We start from the raw sequence: 20546 nt of genomic DNA, 5'->3' as shown, positions 1-20546 counted from the left end.
TAGAGCGTGCTCGAAGTCAAACGGATCCCCGAGACCGGGATCACCATCGCCGAGGCCGCCCAGCGGACCGGGGTCAGCGTGCACACCCTGCGGTACTACGAGCGCGCCGGCCTGGTCGTCACCACCGTCGACCGCACCGCGAGCGGTCGCCGCCGGTACCACCAGCTCGACCTGGACTGGATCAAGGTCTGCACCCGCCTGCGCGCCACCGGCATGCCGATCAGAACCATCCGCCGGTACGCCGAACTCGTCACGGCCGGCCGCGGCAACGAGAAGGACCGTCTGGAGCTGCTCGAGTCCCACCGGGCCGAGGTGCTCACCAAACTGGCCGAACTCCAGGAGAACCTCGAACTCATCGACCACAAGATCGACGTCTACCGCGGCCGCCTCCAAGCCGGCGACGCCGACCGCCTCTGGGCCCCCTCAGCCGATGAGGGCAGCGCGGCGAAGAGTTAGGAACCGGCGTTCCGCTTCGTTGGCGGTCAGGGCGATGGCGGACTCGTAGGCGGCGGCTGCTTCGTGCGGGCGGTTCAGGCGGGCCAGGACGTCGGCCCGGGCCGCGGGGAGGTAGGCGTACGACGCCAGCGCCGGCTCCTTGCCGAGGGCATCCAGTTCGGTGAGGACCGCCTCGAGGTCGGCACCGGGGACGAGACTGTGCGCGGCGGCCCGGTTGAGCGCCACGATGGGAGTCGGCCAGCTGATCATCATCGCGTCGTACATCCGGACCACCTGGGTCCAGTTCGTCCGCTCCCACGACGGCGCGGTCACATGCAGCCCGGCCACGGCCGCCTGCAACACGAACCTCCCCTGCCCCTGCCCGAGCGCGGCCGTCGCCCGCGACACACCCTCCGCCAGCATCCGCGCATCCCAGCGCGACCGATCCTGATCGGCCAGCAGCACCAGCTCCCCGTCCTCGCTGACCCGCGCATCCCCGCGCGCTTCCGTCATCAGCAACAACCCCAGCAACGCCTGCGGCTCCGGCTCGTCCGGCATCAACCGCACCAGCAACCGCGCCAACTCCACCGCCCGCCCGGTCAGATCCGTCCGGGTCAGCTCCGGCCCCGCCGCCACGTGCCCGGCCGTGTACACCAGGTGCACCACCGTCAGTACGACGTCCAGCCGCGCCGGCAACTCGTGATCGGCAGGGATCCGGTACGGGATCCCTGCCGCCGCGATCTTCTTCTTCGCCCGGGTGATCCGAGCGGCCGCCGTCGACTCACTGATCAGCAGAACGGCCGCCACCTCGCGCGTGGTCAGTCCGCAGATCAGCCGCAGCGTCAACGCCACCTGCGAGTCCCGCGCCAGCGCCGGGTGGCAGCACGTGAACACGAGTCGCAGCGGATCCGTCGGGTGCTCCACGTCCCCCGGCGCCACCGGATCCTCGACCAGCAACGGCAGTTTCCGCCACAGAGTCGTCTCCCGGCGCAGCCGATCGAGCGCGAGCCGCCGCGCCACCGTCGTCAGCCAGCCACCCGGATTCGCCGGGATCCCGTCCGGCCAGGTCCGCAACGCCTGGACGAACGCGTCCTGCGTGCAGTCCTCGGCCAGGTCCAGGTCCCGGGTCAGCCGCACGACGGACGCCAGGACGGTCGACCAACTCTCCCGGTGCGCGCGATCCACCACCCGGGCCACCTCGACCGCGGAGGCCGTCGGTGTACCCGGCTGGTGGACCATGGTCAGGCCGTCGGTCCGGAGCCCTCGGACGTGGGCATGACCGGCCGGACCTCGATGTTTCCGGAAGGGCAGAGCTTGGCGAGCTCGAGGGCCTGGTCGAGGTCACGCGCCTCGATCACATAGAACCCGCCGAGGGCTTCCTTGGTCTCGATGAACGGGCCGTCGGTGACGAGCGGCTCGGCACCCTCGCGGTTCTTGACCGTGCTCGCCGTGCTGGACCGCTCCAGGGCCTCCCCGCCGAGGATCCGCGCCCCGGCCTTCTCGACCGCCTCCGAGAAGGCACCGTGCAGCTTCATCGCCTGCTGCCACTCCTCCGCGGTGATGTTGTCGTACCACTCTTCGCTGTCGAACAGCAGGAACATGTACTGCGCCATCTCTCCGGCTCCCCTTGGTCGCGCGCTGTCTAGCGCTTCTACTGAACATCTTGCTGACGAATGGCGCCGCACGGAATCGACAACGCCGGGAAGGAATGTTCACTACTGTTGAGTACATGGAACACCTCGACGTCCTGATCGTCGGCGCCGGGCTGTCCGGTATCGGCGCCGCCTACCGGCTGCAGACCCAGTCCCCGGACCGGTCGTACGCGATCCTGGAGGCCCGGGACAGCATGGGCGGCACCTGGGACCTGTTCCGCTACCCTGGCGTCCGCTCGGACTCGGACATGTTCACGCTCGGGTTCCCGTTCCATCCCTGGAAGGCGGCCAAGGCGATCGCGGACGGCCCGTCGATCCTGGAGTACCTCCACGAGACCGCGTCCACCTACGGCATCGACAAACATATCCGCTTCGGCGAACGCGTCGTACGGGCGTCGTGGTCGGCGGAGGACGCGCAGTGGACCGTGGAAACGAGTCAGGCGTCGTACACGTGCTCCTTCTTGTACGCGTGCAGTGGGTACTACGACTACGACGCGGGCTATGTGGTCGACTTCCCGGGGCAGAGTGAGTACCAGGGGCAGATCGTCCACCCTCAGCATTGGCCGGACGACTTGGACTACACCGGTCAGCGAGTGGTCGTGATCGGCAGCGGCGCGACCGCGGTGACGCTCGTGCCGGCCATGGCTCGCACGGCGGAGCACGTGACGATGCTGCAGCGTTCACCTAGCTATGTGGCGTCCAGACCGGCTCATGACGCGTTCTCGGACCGGTTGCGCGCCGTACTGCCCGAGAAGCTCGCCCATCGACTCATCCGCGGTAAGAACGTTGCCTTCAGTACGGCGGTCTACAGCGCGTTCCGGAGGTGGCCGGCGCATGCTGCCTGGCTGCTGAACAGCACAATAGCCAAGGAACTGCCGGAGTCGATCCCGGTGGATCCGCACTTCACTCCCCGCTACAAGCCCTGGGATCAGCGGTTGTGCCTGGTGCCGGATGCGGACCTGTTCGAGGTGCTGCGCGATGGCTCGGCGGCTGTGGTCACCGACGAGATCGAGACGTTCACACCGACCGGTCTGCGGCTGCGGTCGGGTCAGGAGCTGCCGGCGAATCTGGTGGTCACCGCGACCGGCCTCCGCATGGTTGCGCTCGGCAACATCCAGCTGACGGTCGACGGCCAGGTGGTGGAGCCGCATGACACCTTTGTCTACAAGGGGATGATGCTGAGCGGCGTACCGAACCTGGCGTGGTGCATCGGCTACACGAACAACTCCTGGACGCTCCGCTCCGACCTGACGTCGCAGTACGTGTGCCGGCTGCTCAACCACCTCACCACGACCGGCACCAGCATCTGCGTCCCCGAGATCGACCCGGCCGAGTACGACGCTCCCCCGCGGCCCGTGGTCGACCTGTCGTCGGGCTACATCCGGCGCGCCGCCGCCATCCTGCCGCGCCAGGGCTCCACCGGCCCCTGGCGCCTGCGGCAGAACTACCCTCGCGACCTGCTGAGCCTTCGCTTCAGCCCGGTCGCCGACGGCACCATGCGCTTCACGACGGCTACGGGACCGGGACCGGCGGCTGCGGGCCGACGTACGTCGCGATCGGCCTGATGATCTTGGGGTCGGTGGCCTGCTCGAGGATGTTGGCGGACCAGCCGATCACGCGGCTGACGGCGAACGTCGGCGTGAACATCGCGCGCGGGACACCGCAGAGCTCCATCACGACGCCGGCGTAGAACTCGACGTTCGCGTAGAGGTTGCGGCCGGGCTTGAGCTCGGCCAGGACATCGACGATGCGCTGCTCGACGGTGGTGGCGAAGTCGACCAGGTCGCCGCCGATGCCGCGGGCGATGTCGCGCAGCATCAGCGAGCGGGGGTCCTCGGTCCGGTAGACCGCGTGACCGAAGCCCATGATCCGGTCGCCGGCCGACACCTTCTCGCGCACCCACGCGTCGATGCGGTCCGGCGTACCGATCTCGTCGAGGCTCGCCAGCGCCCGGTCCGGCGCGCCACCGTGCAGCGGTCCGGAGAAGGCCCCGATCGCACCGGCGATGGCGGACACGACGTCCGCACCGCTCGACGCGATGACGCGCGCGGTGAACGTCGATGCATTGAAGCCGTGGTCCACGGTGGCGACCAGGTAGTGCTCGATCGCCGTCGCCTCTACTGCGCTCGGCTCGCGGCCCGTCACCAGGTACAGCCAGTTGGCCGCGGCGGTCAGGTCGGCGCGTGGCTCCAGCGGCTCGAGTCCCTCGCGTAGCCGGTACAGCGCCGCCAGGATCGTCGGCGTCACCGCGCACACCAGCATCGCGTCGGCCTTCCGGCGGGCCGGATCGGCGTCCCACAGCGGCGGCAGACTCCGTACGGCGGCCAGGAGCGACAACGCCGTGCGGAGACCGGCCAGCGGGTTGAACTTCGGTCCTGCGGTCGCGATCGCGGGCAGAACCGCGGCGACCTCGTCGGGCAGCACGCGCAGTGGGGCCAGCTCGGCGATGAAGCGTTCCCGCTCGGCCGCGGTCGGGAGGTGTCCCTCGAACATCAGGAACCAGACGTCTTCGAGCGTCTTCGACTTGGCGAGATCGATCGCCGAGTACTCGCGGTAGTGGTAGAACCCCTCGTCGCCGCGGACGTCGCCGAGGGTCGTCTCGGTGACGACGACGTTGCGCAGGCCGGGCGGAACATTGATTGTTGTTGACATATCTTCAGAGTTGACAGGCAATCAACTATTGTCAATATTGATCCAGTCAACATGAACGCTCGGAGGAGCGCGGATGCCGTCCCAGAGTGACGAGAATTACCTGACCACGGCCGAGGTCGCGCGCCGGCTGCAGGTGAAGCCGGAGACGATCTACGCCTACGTCAGCCGCGGGCTGCTGACGAGCGTCCGGGCCCGGGGGCGTCGCGGCAGCCTGTTCGCGGTGGCCGACGTCGAGCGGCTGGCGAGCAGGTCCGTCGAGCACTCGGGGGTGGTCGAGCGGATCGAGACGGAGCTCACCCTGCTGCAGGACGACGAGCTCTACTACCGAGGTCATTCGGTGCGCGAACTCGCCACCGAGTGGACCCCCGAAGCAGTAGCCCACCTCCTCTGGACCGGTGAGCTGACGGAGCGGCCGAGCTGTCCGGTGGAGCGTGAGTCTGTGCTGCTGGCTCGATCCGCGATGGAGGTGGTTCCGAGCACGGCACGCTTGACGGACCAACTGCGCGTGGCTGTCGCCGTACTGGGGGCTGCCGATCCGTTGCGCTTCGACCTGGCCCCCGGCTCGGTCACCGCGGCGGCCGAGCGACTCCTCGGCGCACTGGTCACCGCCTTGCCCGGCCCGACCGACTACATCCGGGAGACGCTCGGCGCCCGGCTCTGGCCGAAGCTGTCCTCCCAGCCGCCACGCCCGGAGGTGCTCGACGCAGCGCTGATCCTGCTGGCCGATCATGGGCTCGCCGTCTCGACGGTGGCAGCACGAGTCGCCGCCAGCGCCCGGGCGAACCTGTACGCCGTGCTGTCAGCCGGGCTAGGTGCACTGGACGGGCAGTACCACGGAGCGGCGCCGACGCTGGCCTACGAGTTCCTGGAGCGGGCGCAGCGGGATCCGTTGGGTGCGTTGTCGGATCAGCTGCGATCAGGTGAGCCGGTGCCCGGCTTCGGACACAGGATCTACCAGCACCGCGACCCAAGGGCCGAGGTGCTCCTCGGGCTACTCGGGGACCATCCGATAGTGGAGACGGTCACCACGATCGCCGCCCGGACGCCGGGTTTCCCGAACAGCGATCTGGCCATCGCGGCGATGATGCACGCTTACGACTTCCGCCCGGATGCCGGGGACGCGTTGTTCGCCCTGGCGCGCATGATCGGCTGGACCGCGCACGCCTTGGAGGAGTACGCGGCCCCAGCCCTCCGCTTCCGCGCCATGGGTGTCTACACCGGCGAGAACGCCTGACCGGCTGACCGGCTACTTGGCGTCGAGCTTCACCAGGGTTGCCGCACCGGGCGCCAGGTCGACCGGGATGGGAGCGACCGGACGATCCATGTAGCTCTGACTCGCCGCCTGGAAGACGCCCACCGAGGCAACCGTCTGCTGGTTCGGCGTAACGACCGCTCGGGCGCGCTCGTGGTGGGAGCGGTTGGCGACCAGCAGCCAGCGGTCGGTGGAAGTGGTGTCGCGAGAGTGGAAGGTACCGATGACCACCGGGCTCCCGGAGACGCCGGTCACCAGGTTCGTGGGGGTGAAACCGACGGCACCGTTGGGCAACGGGATTTCGTTGGCATGGGCAACGGACTCCGACACCAGCGGCTTCAGCTCACGCCCGGCCTGATGCAGCCAGGTCGTGTTGATCTGCCGGGCGGCCGCGTACCGCGGGGTGCGGCGGCCGTCGACCGTGATCAACGCCGGCCCGAACCCTTCGCCGCGAGCAGCCTCGGGAGTCCAGTAAGTGAAGTACTGGATGCCCTTCGCACCGTAGGCCAGGCTGATGTTGACCTGCCAGAGCAGCTCGGCCGCGGTCGGTTCGCGGTGGTTGTCGTAGGCAAGCGTCTGGATGAACACCCAGGACGGGATGTCACCGTGTAGCGCGGCGTCCCGGACGATCGCCCAGTTGTGGAAGTAGTTCGCGTCCTCGCGCCCCTCGGACAGCAGCGGGTACCGGTCGAACGAGATCAGGGACGGCTTCACCACATCGACGAAACCGCGGTAGTACGCCGGGTCGTCGGACGGGAACAGGTTGATGTACGGCAGCAGTCCCGGGGCCAGCTCGCGCGAGATCGCCACCGCCTTCGCCAGCGAGCCGAACCAGCCCGGACCGGGTTCGTCGTACAGGTTGAAGCCGGCCAGCGACGAGAACGGCCCGTAGGCGTCGCGGGCGCGGATGTAGAGGGCGCTCGCCTCGGCCGGCGTGACACTGAGGTTGTCGGCGGGGTTGTCGGAGATCGAGAACCAGCGGGACATGTTGCGGATCTGGATGTCGTCGGAGATCAGCATCTGCAGGCCGGCGGTGCGGGCGAGGCCGAGCTGGTACTGGAAGATGTTGCCGTCGCCGGCGTAGTTGCCCGAGATGACGAAGTCGAACCCGGCGGACTTGATCTCGGCGAACCGCTCCGCCGTACTCGCGTACGGATGCGGCGGCCAGAACAAGCCGATCGGGAAATCCGGCCCACCCGTCAACGGAAGGTCATCCGGAGAGGGGACGGCGGCAGGTACGACGCCTGCCGCGGAAGCCATCCCAGCCGCCGCCGGCACGGACCCGGCAGGCACGGCGGCGGCCGGAGATGCGGTGGCTGTCGAGGTGCTGGCGGCGGTGAGGGCGGTGGCGCCGGCGCCTAGGAGCAGCGTCCGGCGGCTGGGGCCAAGGGTTTGGTGCGGGCTCTGCATGGTTCTCCTTCGGAGGGCGGTCGAACGGAGTAATCAGGAGCGAGCAGTCAAAGACCTCAGGACCGCCGTCGATGATCGGCGACGGCGTCCGCGGTGGCGTCGAAGGCCTGCTCCGCCAAGGGGTAATCGCGCTGGGCAACACCGAGATACAGCGCGTCGAGGACGATCATCTGGGCATGCCGGCCGGACAGTCCGCCGGTCCGGAAGGTGACGTCGCGGGCAGCAGTGACCAGTACGACGTCCGCCGTCCGTGCGAGCGGGGACCGCGGGTAGTTGGTGATGGCAACAGTTGTCGCACCCTGCCGGCCGGCCCGGCCGAGTGGCTCGAGCACCTCGATCGTCTCGCCACTGTGTGAGATGCCGATCGCGACGTCGCCGACACCGAGCAACGCCGAGCTGGCGAGCGCGGTGTGCACGTCGTTCCACGTCGAGGCGGCGCGGCCGATCCGGTGCAGCCGGAGGCGGAGGTCCTCGGCGACGGACGCGGAGCCGGCGACGGCGTACAGGTCGATCCGGCGCGCGTCGGAGATCGCCTGGATGGCCCGGCCGAGCGCGTCCCGGTCGAGCGACGCGACGGTGTCCTCGAGGGCGCGGGTGTCGGCGCGCAAAAGAGTCCGGAGGACGTCGTCGAGCGAATCGTCCGGTCCGACCTCGGAGCCGGTCCCCCGCTCCCAGCTGATGCTGCTGCGGCCGCTCTCGGCCGCGAGCGCGAGCCGGAGCTCGGCGTACCCGGACAGGCCGAGCGCGAGGCAGAACCGCGTCACGCTCGGCAGCGACGTACCGCATCGGGCCGCGAGCTGGCCGATCGTCGACGAGGCCACCGCGGCCGGATCCCGCAGGACCTCGGTCGCGATCCGGGCCTGCGCCGGACTGAGCGCCGGCAGCAGACCGTGGATCCGCGCCTCCAGGCTCGGCGGTGGCGTCTCGGCGAGAACCGTCATGTGAATAATTCTCGGAGCACGTCAGCGACGATTACAAGCGTTCACAGCTGACCGATTCCGGCCAGCTGCGTCGACTCAGAACAGGACTCGACTCAGAACAGGGCGGACATCAGGCGGCGGCGCGCCTTGATGACGCGGTCGTCGTCGGCACCGACGACCTCGAAGAGCTCGAGCAGGTGCAGGCGGACGGTGTTGCGCTCGTCGCCCGAGGTCGCCTGGACCGTGGCGATCAGCCGGTTGAACGCGTCGTCGACGTGCCCACCCATCAGGTCGACGTCGGCGACCAGCAGCTGCGCCTCGACATCGGTCGGGTTGTCCGCTGCCCGCGTCCGCACCTCGGCCGGCACGTCCTGCGTGCGCTTGACCAGCTGCACCCGCGCCAGCCCCGACTTGGCCTCGGCGTCGCCCGGCGTCTCCTTGAGCAACTCCTCGTACGCCGCGATCGCGCCGTCCAGGTCACCCGCGCCGACCGCGTTCTCGGCCTTCTCGTACCGCGGGTTCGGCGGCGGCTCCTCCTCGTCCTCGGAGGTCTCGGCCGCCGGACCGACCGGATCGGCCCGGCCGGTGATGCCGTTCGCGACCGCCACGGTGAGCAGTTGGTCGAAGTACTGCCGGGCCTCCGGCTCGCCGACCGGGCCCTGGAACAGCGGGACGACCTGTCCCCGCAGGACGGCGATCACCAGCGGAATCGTCTGGACACCTACCGCCTGGGCCAGCTGTGGATTCGCGTCGATGTCGATCCGGGCCAGCAGGAACTTCCCGGCGTACTCGGTCGACAGCCGGGCCAGCACCGGGCCGAGCGCGTTCGAGGCCTCCGAGCGCGGCGACCAGAACTCGACCACGACCGGGACCTGCAGGGACCGCTCGATCACATCGGCCTGGAAGGTCGGCTCGCTCACGTTCAGCACATACGATCCCGCGGCGCCGCCGCCACCGGCCGGCGCTGCAGAACCGGCCGGACCGGCCGGTGCGCCAGCGTTGCGCAGGGACGACAGATCGATCGCCCCGGGACGGGAGAAGTTCGACTGACTCACGACTGCCCTCGCATTCCGTTCACGTTCACAGGTCTATCCTCTACGACGGCCGGGAAGTGCGGTGCGCCCGGGTCGCCAGGAGGAGCCGGGCCAGGCCACTTCGGGTGCCTGCGACGGCGATCCGGTCGCCCGGCCGGAGGTCCCGCTCGTACGCCGGTTTCCAGTCCCAGGTCCCACCGTCGTCCTGCCGGGCGAGCACCCGCAGACCACCCGCCTCGTCCAGCTCGCCCAATCGCAGGCCGCTCGCGACCGAGCCAGGCTCGACGGTGACCTCGGTGAGCAGCAGAACGCGACGACCGGCCGGCACGGTCACCTGACTGCGCCGGTTCGCCACCGCGGCCGCGATCGCCGGCGCGACCAGCATCGACACCGACCGGCTGTGCCCGAGCCCGAGCTGCCGTTCGACCCGCTGGGCCAGGTCGTGGTCGAACATCCGCATCGTGATCCGGGCTTGGTCGTTCAGGTCGCGGACCACCATCGCGGACTCGAGGTTCGTGATGTCCCCGTTCGTGAGCGCGAGTACCGACTGAGCCCGTTGCACCCCGGCCGACCGCAGCGTCTCCTCGTTGCTGCTGTCACCGATGACCACCGGGATCCGGAGCCGGTGCGCGGTCTGCACGCCGGGCGCGTCCTCGTCCTGCTCGACACCGACCACCGCGACCCCGCGCTCGGCCAGGATCTCCAGCACCCGGGCACCGACCGTACCGAGGCCACAGACGACCACATGGTTACGCGGCCGTCCCCGGACGCCACCGATCACCCGCGACAACCGCGCGCCGATCAACGAGTCGACGACGACCGCGGTGAGCAGTGCCATCAGCACGATCCCGGTCAGCTGCACCAGGACCGCCGCGACCTTCACCCACGGATCCGCGTCGGAGAACTTGTCGTCCTCGATCCCCGCGGACGTCACCGCTCCGGCTGCCATGTAGATCGCGCGCCACCACTCGATCTTCGCGACGAAGTGGATGGCCGCCGTCCCGCAGATCACGAGCAGCGCCATCACCGCGGCGATCCGCCGGACGCGCCGGTCGAAGATGTCGCGCAGCCCCATCAGCCAACCGGCCCGCCGGACGTCCTTGGTCCGCCAGACGGTCCGTACGCCGGTGCCGAGGACGATGTCGCCGTCGGGGTCGGAGCTGGATGGCGGCAGCAGTTCCGGCGTCGCCGACGAGGTCGTGTCGGCCAGCACGGTCAGATGCGGTTCCCGGATCAGATCGGCCTGCCCGGCGACCAGCCGGCGGCCGCCGATCTCGAGCCAGGTGAGCTCGTCGTCCTCCAGCGCGTCGGAGACGAACGCCGGCGCGGCCAGGGACGGTCCGGAGATCATCACGCAGTCGCCCAGCAGGCGGAGCAACTGCTTGCCCAGCCGCGGGTTGACCATCTGGACGATGATCCGCAAGTCGGGATCCATGTCGCGCGCGGTCAGCGCGGTGTGCACGTTGTGGACGTCATCGGTGTCGAGCAGCACCAGGGCGCGAGCGGTCGACGGGTTCCCGTCCTGTGCGTCGATACCGGCCCGGCGGAGCAGCGCCTCGCTGATGACGCGCACGCCGATCACGTGCGCGCCGAGCTCGCCGATCCGGTCGTAGTGCCGCGATCCCGGGTTGACGATCGCGGTCACCCGCTCGCCCGAGCTCACCAGCTCGGTGACCACCCGCAGCATCGTGCGGTCCGAGCCACAGACGACGACACTGCGTCCTTCGAGCTGACCGATCGCGGCCTGTGCCGTCGCCTCGACCGGTGGTGGCGCCTCGTCCTCAGAAGCGGGCGGGCTCTCGGTACTCTCCCCACTGTTCCCGAAGAACGTGACAGATTTCCCCCATCGTGGCCTCCGCACGCGCTGCCTCCAGCATGGGCTCGATCAGGTTGCCAGTACCCCTGGCCGCCTCCACCAGAGCCGTTAGCGTACGGCGTACCCGGTCCTCGTCGCGGTGCGTCTTGCGCGCGGCGAGCACCCGGCACTGCTCGATCTCGACCTCGTGCGAGACCCGGAGGATCTCCAGCTCGCCGGAAACAGTATCGGTCAGCGTGTTCACGCCGACGATCTTCTTCTCGCCCTTCTCCAGTTTCTGCTGGTACTCGAACGCGGCGTCGGCGATCTCGGCCATGAACCAGCCGTCCTCGATCCCGCGCAGGATGCCGCCGGTGATCGACTCGTCCGGGCTCATCTCCTTGATCCGGGCAAAGATCTCCTCGGCTTCGGCCTCGATCGCGTCGGTGAGTTCCTCGACGTACCAGGACCCGCCGAGCGGGTCGGCGACGTTGGTGACGCCGATCTCCTCCATCAGCACCGATTGGGTGCGCAGGGCAATCTCCGCCGACTCCTCACTCGGCAGCGCGAGCGTCTCGTCGAGTGCGTTGGTGTGCAGCGAGTTGGTCCCGCCGAGGATCGCGGCCAGCGCCTCGACAGCCGTGCGTACGACGTTGTTGTACGGCTGCTGCGCCGTCAACGACACCCCGGCGGTCTGGGTGTGGAAGCGCAGCGACTGCGCCTTGTCCGTACGAGCGCCGTACACATCACGCAGCCAGCGGGCCCAGATCCGCCGGGCCGCGCGGAACTTCGCGATCTCCTCGAAGAAGTCCAGGTGGCTGTCGAAGAAGAACGACAGGCCGGGCGCGAACACGTCGACATCGAGACCACGGGACAGGCCGAGCTCGACGTACCCGAAGCCGTCGGCGAGCGTGTACGCCAGCTCCTGTCCGGCGGTCGAACCGGCCTCGCGGATGTGGTAGCCGGAGACGCTGAGCGGCTTGTACGCCGGGATCGTGGCGGCGCAGTACTCCATCAGGTCGCCGATCAGGCGCAGGTGCGGTTCCGGCGGGAACAGCCACTCCTTCTGCGCGATGTACTCCTTGAAGATGTCGGTCTGCAGCGTCCCGTTGAGCTTGGTGAGGTCCGCGCCCTGCCGCTCGGCGGCGACCAGGTACATGACGAACGCGGGGACTGCGGGGCCTGAGATGGTCATCGACGTCGTGACGTCCTGCAGCGGGATGTCCTTGAACAGCCGGTCCATGTCCGCGGCCGAGTCGATCGCGACGCCGCAGTGACCGACCTCGCCGAGCGACTTCGGTTCGTCGGAGTCGCGGCCCATCAGCGTCGGCATGTCGAACGCGACCGACAGGCCGCCGCCACCGCCGTTCAGGATCATCTTGTACCGCTCGTTGGTCTGCTCGGCGTTGCCGAAGCCGGCGAACTGGCGGATCGTCCAGGTCCGGCCGCGGTAACCGGTCGCGTACAGCCCGCGCGTGAACGGGAACTCCCCCGGCCACCCGATCCGCTCCATCCGCGGGTCGTCGACGCCTTCGGGAGGCCCGTAGACCGGGGCGACCTCGGTGCCGGAGAGCGTGGTGAAATCGGCCTCGCGCTTACGCGCCGCGTCGTACCGCTGCTGCCACCGGCTCCGGCCGGTGGCGATCTGCTCGGCATCCATCAGTCAGACCTCCTCGGGAACTGGTCCCAAAATACTAGGACGTCCAACTATTTCCAACTAGCCGACCAAGCGGAGTCCGCGGCGGCGGGTTTGCTCGCGCGGATCCGGGACGGGCGCCGCTTCCAGCAGGTGGATCGTGTAGGCATCCTGCGGGTCCCGGAGGACCGACTCGCGGTCGCCTTGCTCGACCAGGCGGCCCTGGCTCATCACGGCGACGCGGTCGCAGATCTGGTCGACCACCGCGAGGTCGTGGCTGATGAACAGGCAGGCGAAGTGCAGCCGGTCCTGGATCGACCGGCCGTCGTCGGCTCGTCCGCGATCAGCAGCTCCGGATCACAGGCCACCGCGATCGCGATCATCACCCGCTGGCACTGACCACCGGACAGCTGATGCGGGTAGTACTTCATCCGCGTCTCCGGGATCTCGACCATCCGCAGCAGCTCGAGCGCGCGCTCTCTGGCCTCGCCCCGGGACAGCGAAGGTTGATGCGTCCGGATCATCTCGATCAGCTGCGACCCGATCGTGAACACGGGGTCGAGCGCGCCGACCGGATCCTGGAAGATCATCGCGATCCGCCGCCCGCGCAACGCGGTCAGCTCGGCCCGCGACATCGACAGGACGTCCTCACCACCAAAGCTGATCCGCCCTTCGACAGACGCGTTCGACGGCAACAGGCCGAGGGCAGCCAGGGACGTGACGCTCTTCCCCGACCCCGACTCCCCCACGACCGCGAGGACCTCGCCCGCCCGGACGGCGAAACTCACCGTGTCCACCGCGCGATGCGTCGTACCGCCGACCGCGAAGTCGACGGTCAGGTCTTCGAAGCGCAGGACCTCGTCGCTCACTTGCCCTCCCCTTGATCAGCAGCGGCATCGAGTTTGTCCCGGTACTCCTGCCAGTCGGCCAGCATCTTGCGGTGGTACGACGTCAGCCACTCGAAGTAGTTGCGCGCGTTCCGCAGCCGCTTGCGCGGACCAGGCATGTCCTCGGGCAGCTCCTCGAGCATGTCGGCGAACAGCTGTCGTTGCTTGCCCAGCGATCGGCGCTCGCCCGCCAGGAAGCTGCCCCAGATGTCGTCGTCGACCTTGAAGTAGTGACTGCGATCTCCCGGTACGGCGTGCCGGGCGACGAACCCGAGGTCGATCAGGCGTCGCGTCGTACTCGAGATCGAGCCGGCACTGGCCGACAGCGCCCGCGCCAGCTCGGCCGAGGACACATACGGCTTGTTGCTCACCATCAGGTAGCCGAGGACGCGGCCCTCCATCCGTGGTGAGCCTGCCAGCTCTCTTAGCAGGGCGAACTGTTCGACGAAGTCCGCGCGGCGGGAGTCCTCCTCCCAGGCATCGTCGTCGGTCATCACGGCCTCCTTGCCAACTCGTGGACGTCGGCGTCCGCGATCTGCGCCGTCCGCCGGGCCCGGAACTCCTCGACCGGCCAGCGCGAGCTTCCGCCGTACCGGACCATCGACGGCTGCCCGTCCGCGTCCCAGGTGTACTCGACCTTCTCGCCGATCGACCCGAACCCGGCCGCCGGTACGACGGCCAGCGTGTCCTCGTCGATGACCTCGAGCTCCTCGTAGCTCTCGACCGGGTCCGGCGCGGCCGGGAAGAACGCGACCAGACGACCGCCGAGCAGCACCACGCTGATCACGCCCATCAGGTTCGCGAAGTTCCCGCAGAACCTGCTCGCGTCGATGTCGCCGGGCACCTGGGTACCGGCCGGCGGCTCGGCGGCGAGGTTGAGCAGCTTGACCACGCCGGTCGCGAGGGTGCCGGCCGGACCGCCGATGCAGTTGGTGAGAACGGACACCACGATCTGGTCGGCCGGGTCGATGAAGGTCCGGGTGATGTGGCCCGGGTACCCACCGCTGTGCCCGACCAGCCGTCGCCCGCCGAGCGTGACGATGTCCATGCCGAGCCCGTACCGGCCGATCTCGCTGCCGTGCGCCCTCACCAGGCTCTCGTCGCGCTGCAGCAGCCGCTTGCTCGCGTCGGTCAGCAACTCCTCGGCGCCGGCCCAGTGCGCGGCACCGTACGCGGTCAGGTCCTCGGCGGTCGAGTAGAACCCGGTGGCCGCGGCCATCGCGCGCGTGTCCACGTGCGGGATGACCTGCCGTACGTCGCTCCCGTCGAGCAGGCTGGTGTGACCACCGGCGTACTGATCAGCTCGCGCGGGGTCCCATTCGGCCCCGGTGTTGGTCAGCCCCAGCCGCTCCACGATGTTGGCCGCGACATAGTCGCCGTACGACGATCCGCTCGCGGACTCGATCACCAGGCCGAGCAGGGAGTAACCGATGTTGGTGTACTTGAAGTACTCGTTGCGGTCGAAGACGCGACCAGCGGACAGACACAGCTCGATCAAGGCCGCGCGGTCCGGGAACGGGTCCATCAGCTGCCAGTAGTCCTTGTCCACGCCGTCACGGATCACGCCGGCCTGATGACCGAGCAACTCGCGCACGGTGACCGCCGCCAGGTCGCTGCCGGCGAGCTCCGGGACGTGGGCGTCGATCGGGTCGTCCAGGCGGACCTTGCCCTGCTCGACCAGCTGCAGGATCGAGGTCGCGGTGAAGGTCTTGCTGTGCGACGCGATCCGGAACAGGTGGTCGGTGCGCAGCGGTGTCCCGGCGACCTCGTCGCTGTGCCCGAGCGCGGTCGACAGGACCAGTTCGTCACCAACCCGGATCGCCGCTTGGACTCCCGGCGTACGCAGGTACCGGCGCTGGTAGTCCAGCCAGCTCTCGATGGCGGGAGCTGCTTCGCGGGCGGTTTCGAGGTCGTAGGACAAGGCGGCGTCCGTTCTGTGGTGGCCATGAGTGGTGGATGTCATTCAGGAGCGTCCCTTCGGGTTCACCGCGTCACGAAGTACGTCACCGAGGGTGATCAGGCTCAGTACGGTCGCGGCGAGGAACAGACCCGGGTAGATCAGTGTGTGCGGTGCCTGCTGGAAACGCGACTGTGCGGTCGCGAGTTGCAGGCCCCACGAGATCGACGGCGCGCGCAGGCCGAGGCCGAGGAACGTCAGGGTCGACTCGGCCACGATCACGCCGCCGACGGTCAGGGTGGCGACCGCGAGAACCGGGCCGATCGCGTTCGGCAGCACGTAATGGCTGAGGATCCGGGTCGCCGGGAAGCCCATCGCCTTCGCGGCCTGGACGTACTCCGCGTCACGGGTCGCGCGGACCGACGTACGGACCATCCGGGCCAGCGCCGGCCAGGAGAACACCGCGAGTACGAGCGAGACCGACAGCACCGACCGTTCGCCGAGGCTGTTCAGTACGACGATCGCACCGAGCAGGAACGGGAAGCCGAGGAAGACGTCGGTCAGCCGGGCGAGCACCGAGTCCGCCCAGCCGCCGACGTACCCGGCGATCGTGCCGACCAGGACCGCGATGACGAGCGCGATCAGCGTGCAGACCAGGCCGACCGAGAGCGATGCTCGCGCGCCGTGGACGACGCTTGCGTAGACATCGCAGCCCTGGAGGTCCTGGCCGAACGGGTGTCCTGGAGAGGACGGGTGCGCGCTGGCGGAGATGTCGCAGGCGCGCGGATCGGTGCTGGTGAACAACTGCGGCAGGACGGCCATCAGCAGCAGTACGACGAGCACGCCGAGCGGAAGCCAGAAGAGCACTCGGCGCCGGACGGTCGCCCAGACACCCCGGCCGGCGAGCGCATCCTCTTCGACAGCTTGCGCGAGTACCTGATCAGTCATGGCGGATCCTCGGGTCGAGGAGTGAGTTGAGGACGTCGACGATCACGCTGGTGAGCAGGAAGATCAGGATCAGTGCGGTCGCGATCCCGACCACGGTCGGCCCCTCGTGCACCCGGATCGACTCGAACAGCAATTGGCCGACCCCAGGCAGGTTGAAGATCCCCTCCGTCACCACGGCGCCGCCGAGCAACGCGCCGAGGTCGATCGCGAGGTAGGTCAGCACCGGGATCGCGGAGTTCCGCAGTACGTGGACACCGATCACCCGGCGACTGCTCAGGCCCTTCGCCCACAACGCGCGCACGAAGTCCGAGCTCATCGTGTCGACCACGCTCCCCCGGGTCAGCCGAGCGACCGCGGCCAGCCCGTAGATCGCCAGAACCGTTGCCGGCAGCAAGTACGACATCGGCCAGCCGTCGGTCACCCCGGCGATCGGCAGCACCGACAGCTTGACCCCGAACACGAGTTGCGCCGTCACCGCCATCACGAAGATCGGCACCGACGCGATCAGGATCGTCAGGATCAGGACGCCGCGATCGATCCACGTGTTCTTCCGCAGCCCGGCGACCAGACCGAGGCCGACGCCGATCACGACCTGGATCACCCACGCGGTCAGCGCGAGCCGGATCGTCACCGGCCACCGGGTCGCCAGCCGCTCCGCCACCGACCGGCCGCGGAAATCGACGCCGAGATCGCCGGTGAGCAGATGGCCGAGATAACGCAGGTACTGCGACCAGAGCGGATCGTTGAGGTGATACAGCTCCCGGATCCGTTCCACCACGGCCGGCGACAACGGCTGATCGCCACCGAGACTCGAGATCGGATCACCGGGCAGCGCGAACACGGCCGCGTAGATGGCGAACGTGACCCCGAAGAACACCAGCACGAGCTCGATCAACCGCCGGGCAGCGAAGCGCAGCATCAGCCCGCCTCTCGCCGTACGGCGTCCAGCAACGCGAGCGTGGCGGCGTACTGCACCCCGACCAGATCCTTGATCGGAACCGTGCGCAGCTCCTCGTCAAGCGAGGCGGCCTCCTCCTGCCACTCGCCGTAGATCTCGCGGAGACGTCTGGCCGGAGGATGCAGCGCGGCCGCGGCACTGCCCCGCGCGATCTCACCGTCGAGGGCGCGCACGAGCATCCCGCCGTACCGGAGCCGGAAGGAGCGGTTGACATCGCGCAGGCCGAACACCTCCGCCACCGTCGCGCGCCGCGCCGGGTCGATCTCCGCCGCGCGCCGCCGTTCCCGATCCGGCCGCCTGAGCAGGTACGGCAGGAACGACGCGATGCCGCGGACCAGCTGGGAGTCGTCCGACAGGTACGGCCGAGCTTCCTGGAAGACCTCGTCCAGCACCCGCAGGTTGCTCTCGAGCTCGTCCGCCGCGGCAGCCAGCACCTGCTGGTACGACGAGTCCGTCGGCGACTGATCGTCCGCTGCCGGATGAGTCCAGTACGGCAACTCGGCGACCAGGCTGACGGTCCCGTGCCGTTCGGCGTACGCCGCCGACGAGCTGCCCGACTCGTTGGGGGTGGGCAGGCCGAGCGCCTCGGCGTAGTCGTACGTCGCCTTCGACGAGATCATCTCGTAGACGGCGGGACCGAGCGCGCGCGCGACCGGGGTCTCGGGTTCGCCCAGATCGAGGGGAAGCTCGAAGGACGCGGCGATCGCATGCAACTCGTCGATGAAACCGCCGAGCTCCTTGGTGACGTAGTAGTACACGCCACCGAGCTCGGTGTTGTGCAGGGAGACCGCGACCGTCGGCCGGATCTCGTCGATCACCCGCATCAGGGCGAACGTCTCGGGCATCACCTGGTCGAAGTACGCATCCTTGTACTGGAAGGGGAACGACCACTCGACCTGCTCGGCGGGGGCCGGGCGGTAGAAGTTGGCGGTGTAGTGGACGCGGTTGAACGGGCCGTCGAACCAGCCTTCGTTCAGGCGGGTGCCGTCGGGGTCGATGCAGCCGATGATGTGCCAGCGGCACCCGGTGCGCAGTTTCTCGTCCGCACACAGGTCTTCGGCCAGGTGGATCGCGGTCCAGAAGCCGATGGGTTCGTTCGGGTGCACACCGGCGTACACGAGGCCCTCGTCGGGGCCGGTGCCGATCGAGTACATGGTGATCGGGTCGCCGAGTCTCGACGTACCGATCCTGCGCCGGGTGACGAGGTCGGGGTGCTTCTCGGTCAGGGCGTCGAGGCGGGCGGTGATCTCGTCGACGCCCGGGAAGTGGGCCAGGTCGGGGACGCGGTGGGCCCGCTCCAGGATCGCCTGGAGCGGGCCGCCGTTCGTTGCCGCCATCAACTGTCCGCCACGGTGGTGTTCTCGAGCTCGAGGCTGCCGGCGCCCTCGGCGAGCTTGGCGATCCGGTCCGAGGTGGCGTAGGCGTACTTCTCGAAGAACATCGGCGGGGCCGGGAAGTCCTTCAGGATCGCCTTCTGCACGTCGACGTACCCGTCGATCGCCTTCTGCGGGTCGACCTGCGAGTCGGCCTTGGCGAGCAACTGCTCGACCTGCGGGGTGTAGTAGGGGATGCAGTTCACGCAGCCGCCGGCCTTGGTGTAGAAGGACCGCAGCGTGTTCTGCTGGCTGGCGTACAGCGCGCCCCAGCGGGAGAAGTACGGGCCGCTCAGGTTCTTCTCGTTGCGCAGCTTCTGGAACTCGGGGAAGTCGGTCGTCGGCGTCGCGGTGACGTCCTTGATCCCGAGGTTCTGCCGGAGCTGGTTGGCGTAGGCGTTGTAGAGGTCGTCGAGACCAGAACCGCCCGGGTACCTGATCTCCATCTTGCCGGTGAACCCGCCGGCCTCGGCGAGAAGCTGCTTGGCCTTGGCCGGGTTGAACGTGCACTGCTCGCCACACAGGCCTTCCGGCGTACCCGGCTCACCCGGCGGCGTCAGCGCGGTCGCGGGAGTCCAGATGCCGCCGTAGATCACGTTGCTGACGGCCCGCCGGTCGATCGCCATCGAGATCGCCTGCCGGACCTTGATGTCTTGGTAGCGCTTGTCCCACAACGGCAGACCGAGGTACGTCATACCGAGCCCCTGGAAGATGTACGCGCGGTCGCCGAAGTCCTTCTTCACCTGGGCCATCCGGTTGGCCGGGACGAACAGGATGTCGGTGTTGCCGGCCTGGACATCGGTGTAGGCCGTCGTCATGTCGGTGTAGGGCTTGAACACGATCTCGTCGACGGTCGGCTTCGGGCCCGCGTAGTTCGGGTAGGCCTTGACCGTCATCGGCTCGTTCTCGGTGTAGGCGCCGGCCATCTCGAACGGCCCGTTGCCGATCGGGTTCTTCGCGAACCCGTCGAGGTCCTTGTACGCCGCCTCCGGCAGGGGGAAGAACCCGCTCTGCGCCTGCGACAGCTGCACCGGGAACTGGCCGTCGGGGCTCTTCAGCGTGACGGTGAAGGTGAGGTCGTCGACCACCTTCAGGCCGGACAGCTGGGTGGTCGTGGGCTTGCCCTTGGCCGGGTTGAGCGCGTCGTACCCGGCGATGTTGACCAGCTGACCGCTGTTCTCCCAGGCGTTCGGGCCGTAGGCGACCGTGCTCCACGCCTTCACGTAGCTCTCGGCGGTGACCTTCTCGCCGTTGTGGAACGTCCAGTTCGGGCGGAGCTTGATGGTCCAGTGCACGGCGTCGGTGGACTTGACCGACTCCGCGTTCAGATAGGTCAGCGAGCCGTCGCTCTTGACGAAGGTGAGGCTCGAGAACAGTTCCTTGACCTGCGCGAACGCGATCGTCTGGCGGCCCGGGTTCAGGGTCACCGGGTCGCTGACGGCGTACGAGATCGACTTGGTCCCGCCTTCGGCCGAGCCGCCGGAACCGCCTCCGGAACAGCCGGCCAACGCGAGGGTGCCGGCGAGCAGAACGGCGGCAGCACGCTTCATGGGGTCCTCCAGCTACGTCGCGGCCCGCAGGGTGGGCCGGCTTGACTCCCGATCCTGGACTCCCTCGTGCTGTCTGGCAATAGGGAAACTTGGGAAGTTTCAGTAGGAAATGAACTTTTAACGCGGCCGTAGCACGGGCCAAGTAGA

The 20546-nt window shown here is 68.7% G+C and carries 19 protein-coding genes; 3 read left to right on the top strand and 16 right to left on the bottom strand.

What is annotated here, in order from left to right; genetic code table 11:
• Positions 1–6 precede the first annotated feature (6 nt).
• On the top strand, positions 7–456 hold the full coding sequence (locus AB0E63_RS37420; protein WP_360376828.1) for a MerR family transcriptional regulator: 450 nt from the start codon (positions 7–9) through the stop codon (positions 454–456).
• Here the strand turns inward: AB0E63_RS37420 and AB0E63_RS37415 are convergent.
• Positions 424–1623 (bottom strand): sigma-70 family RNA polymerase sigma factor, encoded by a 1200-nt coding sequence (locus tag AB0E63_RS37415; protein ID WP_360376825.1) that lies wholly within the window; start codon positions 1621–1623, stop codon positions 424–426. The two genes, AB0E63_RS37420 and AB0E63_RS37415, sit on opposite strands and share 33 nt — an antisense overlap.
• A 53-nt stretch (positions 1624–1676) precedes the next feature.
• Entirely contained in the window at positions 1677–2048 is a 372-nt protein-coding gene (locus tag AB0E63_RS37410) for a YciI family protein (RefSeq protein WP_360376822.1), read from the bottom strand.
• A 95-nt stretch (positions 2049–2143) separates the two neighbouring features.
• Here AB0E63_RS37410 and AB0E63_RS37405 point away from each other — a divergent pair, with 95 nt between their 5' ends.
• Positions 2144–3652 carry an NAD(P)/FAD-dependent oxidoreductase gene (locus tag AB0E63_RS37405; protein ID WP_360376819.1) on the top strand — a complete coding sequence of 503 codons (1509 nt, stop codon included), beginning with the start codon at positions 2144–2146 and terminating at the stop codon, positions 3650–3652.
• Here AB0E63_RS37405 and AB0E63_RS37400 read toward each other — a convergent pair.
• The gene (locus AB0E63_RS37400) at positions 3600–4739 is read right to left on the bottom strand and encodes a citrate/2-methylcitrate synthase (protein ID WP_360376816.1); all 1140 of its coding nucleotides are present in this window, start codon (positions 4737–4739) and stop codon (positions 3600–3602) included. The genes AB0E63_RS37405 and AB0E63_RS37400 overlap by 53 nt on opposite strands.
• 73 nt (positions 4740–4812) lie before the next feature.
• On the opposite strand from AB0E63_RS37400, the gene AB0E63_RS37395 reads away from it, so the two are divergent.
• Positions 4813–5973 carry a citrate/2-methylcitrate synthase gene (locus AB0E63_RS37395; protein ID WP_360376813.1) on the top strand — a complete coding sequence of 387 codons (1161 nt, stop codon included), beginning with the start codon at positions 4813–4815 and terminating at the stop codon, positions 5971–5973.
• 12 nt (positions 5974–5985) lie between these two features.
• On the opposite strand, the gene AB0E63_RS37390 is transcribed toward AB0E63_RS37395, so the two are convergent.
• The 13 genes from AB0E63_RS37390 to AB0E63_RS37330 all read right to left on the bottom strand — a co-directional run bounded on the left by AB0E63_RS37390 (position 5986) and on the right by AB0E63_RS37330 (position 20399).
• Positions 5986–7401: a hypothetical protein gene (locus AB0E63_RS37390; RefSeq protein ID WP_360376810.1), complete on the bottom strand. Its 1416-nt coding sequence runs from the start codon at positions 7399–7401 to the stop codon at positions 5986–5988.
• Between the two features lie 56 nt (positions 7402–7457).
• On the bottom strand, positions 7458–8342 hold the full coding sequence (locus tag AB0E63_RS37385) for a MurR/RpiR family transcriptional regulator (RefSeq protein WP_360376807.1): 885 nt from the start codon (positions 8340–8342) through the stop codon (positions 7458–7460).
• A 92-nt stretch (positions 8343–8434) separates the two neighbouring features.
• Complete coding sequence (locus AB0E63_RS37380; RefSeq protein ID WP_360376804.1) at positions 8435–9376, bottom strand: tetratricopeptide repeat protein; 942 nt, start codon at positions 9374–9376, stop codon at positions 8435–8437.
• 40 nt (positions 9377–9416) lie between these two features.
• Entirely contained in the window at positions 9417–11216 is a 1800-nt protein-coding gene (locus tag AB0E63_RS37375; RefSeq protein WP_360376802.1) for an NAD-binding protein, read from the bottom strand.
• On the bottom strand, positions 11137–12810 hold the full coding sequence (locus AB0E63_RS37370; protein WP_360376799.1) for a methylmalonyl-CoA mutase family protein: 1674 nt from the start codon (positions 12808–12810) through the stop codon (positions 11137–11139). The genes AB0E63_RS37375 and AB0E63_RS37370 overlap by 80 nt, the downstream gene beginning before the upstream one ends.
• A 57-nt stretch (positions 12811–12867) precedes the next feature.
• The gene (locus AB0E63_RS37365) at positions 12868–13017 is read right to left on the bottom strand and encodes a hypothetical protein (protein ID WP_360376796.1); all 150 of its coding nucleotides are present in this window, start codon (positions 13015–13017) and stop codon (positions 12868–12870) included.
• The gene (locus AB0E63_RS37360; protein ID WP_360376793.1) at positions 13017–13655 is read right to left on the bottom strand and encodes an ABC transporter ATP-binding protein; all 639 of its coding nucleotides are present in this window, start codon (positions 13653–13655) and stop codon (positions 13017–13019) included. The genes AB0E63_RS37365 and AB0E63_RS37360 overlap by 1 nt, the downstream gene beginning before the upstream one ends.
• Positions 13652–14167, bottom strand: coding sequence for a MarR family transcriptional regulator (locus AB0E63_RS37355; protein WP_360376791.1), 516 nt, complete (start codon positions 14165–14167; stop codon positions 13652–13654). The genes AB0E63_RS37360 and AB0E63_RS37355 overlap by 4 nt, the downstream gene beginning before the upstream one ends.
• The gene (locus AB0E63_RS37350; RefSeq protein WP_360376789.1) at positions 14167–15636 is read right to left on the bottom strand and encodes a serine hydrolase domain-containing protein; all 1470 of its coding nucleotides are present in this window, start codon (positions 15634–15636) and stop codon (positions 14167–14169) included. The genes AB0E63_RS37355 and AB0E63_RS37350 overlap by 1 nt, the downstream gene beginning before the upstream one ends.
• Complete coding sequence (locus tag AB0E63_RS37345; RefSeq protein ID WP_360376787.1) at positions 15637–16518, bottom strand: ABC transporter permease; 882 nt, start codon at positions 16516–16518, stop codon at positions 15637–15639.
• Positions 16511–17437, bottom strand: a complete 927-nt coding sequence (locus tag AB0E63_RS37340) for an ABC transporter permease (RefSeq protein WP_360376785.1) — start codon at positions 17435–17437, stop codon at positions 16511–16513. Before AB0E63_RS37340 ends, AB0E63_RS37345 begins: the two co-directional genes overlap by 8 nt.
• On the bottom strand, positions 17437–18813 hold the full coding sequence (locus AB0E63_RS37335; RefSeq protein WP_360376784.1) for a M14 family zinc carboxypeptidase: 1377 nt from the start codon (positions 18811–18813) through the stop codon (positions 17437–17439). Before AB0E63_RS37335 ends, AB0E63_RS37340 begins: the two co-directional genes overlap by 1 nt.
• Positions 18813–20399, bottom strand: coding sequence for an ABC transporter substrate-binding protein (locus AB0E63_RS37330; protein ID WP_360376782.1), 1587 nt, complete (start codon positions 20397–20399; stop codon positions 18813–18815). The genes AB0E63_RS37335 and AB0E63_RS37330 overlap by 1 nt, the downstream gene beginning before the upstream one ends.
• Positions 20400–20546 lie beyond the last annotated feature (147 nt).

Source organism: Kribbella sp. NPDC026596, assembly GCF_040638415.1.
Classification (GTDB): Bacteria; Actinomycetota; Actinomycetes; order Propionibacteriales; family Kribbellaceae; genus Kribbella.
The sequence above is the reverse complement of the archived record's forward strand: the minus strand, read 5'-3'. Positions and strand labels throughout refer to the sequence as shown.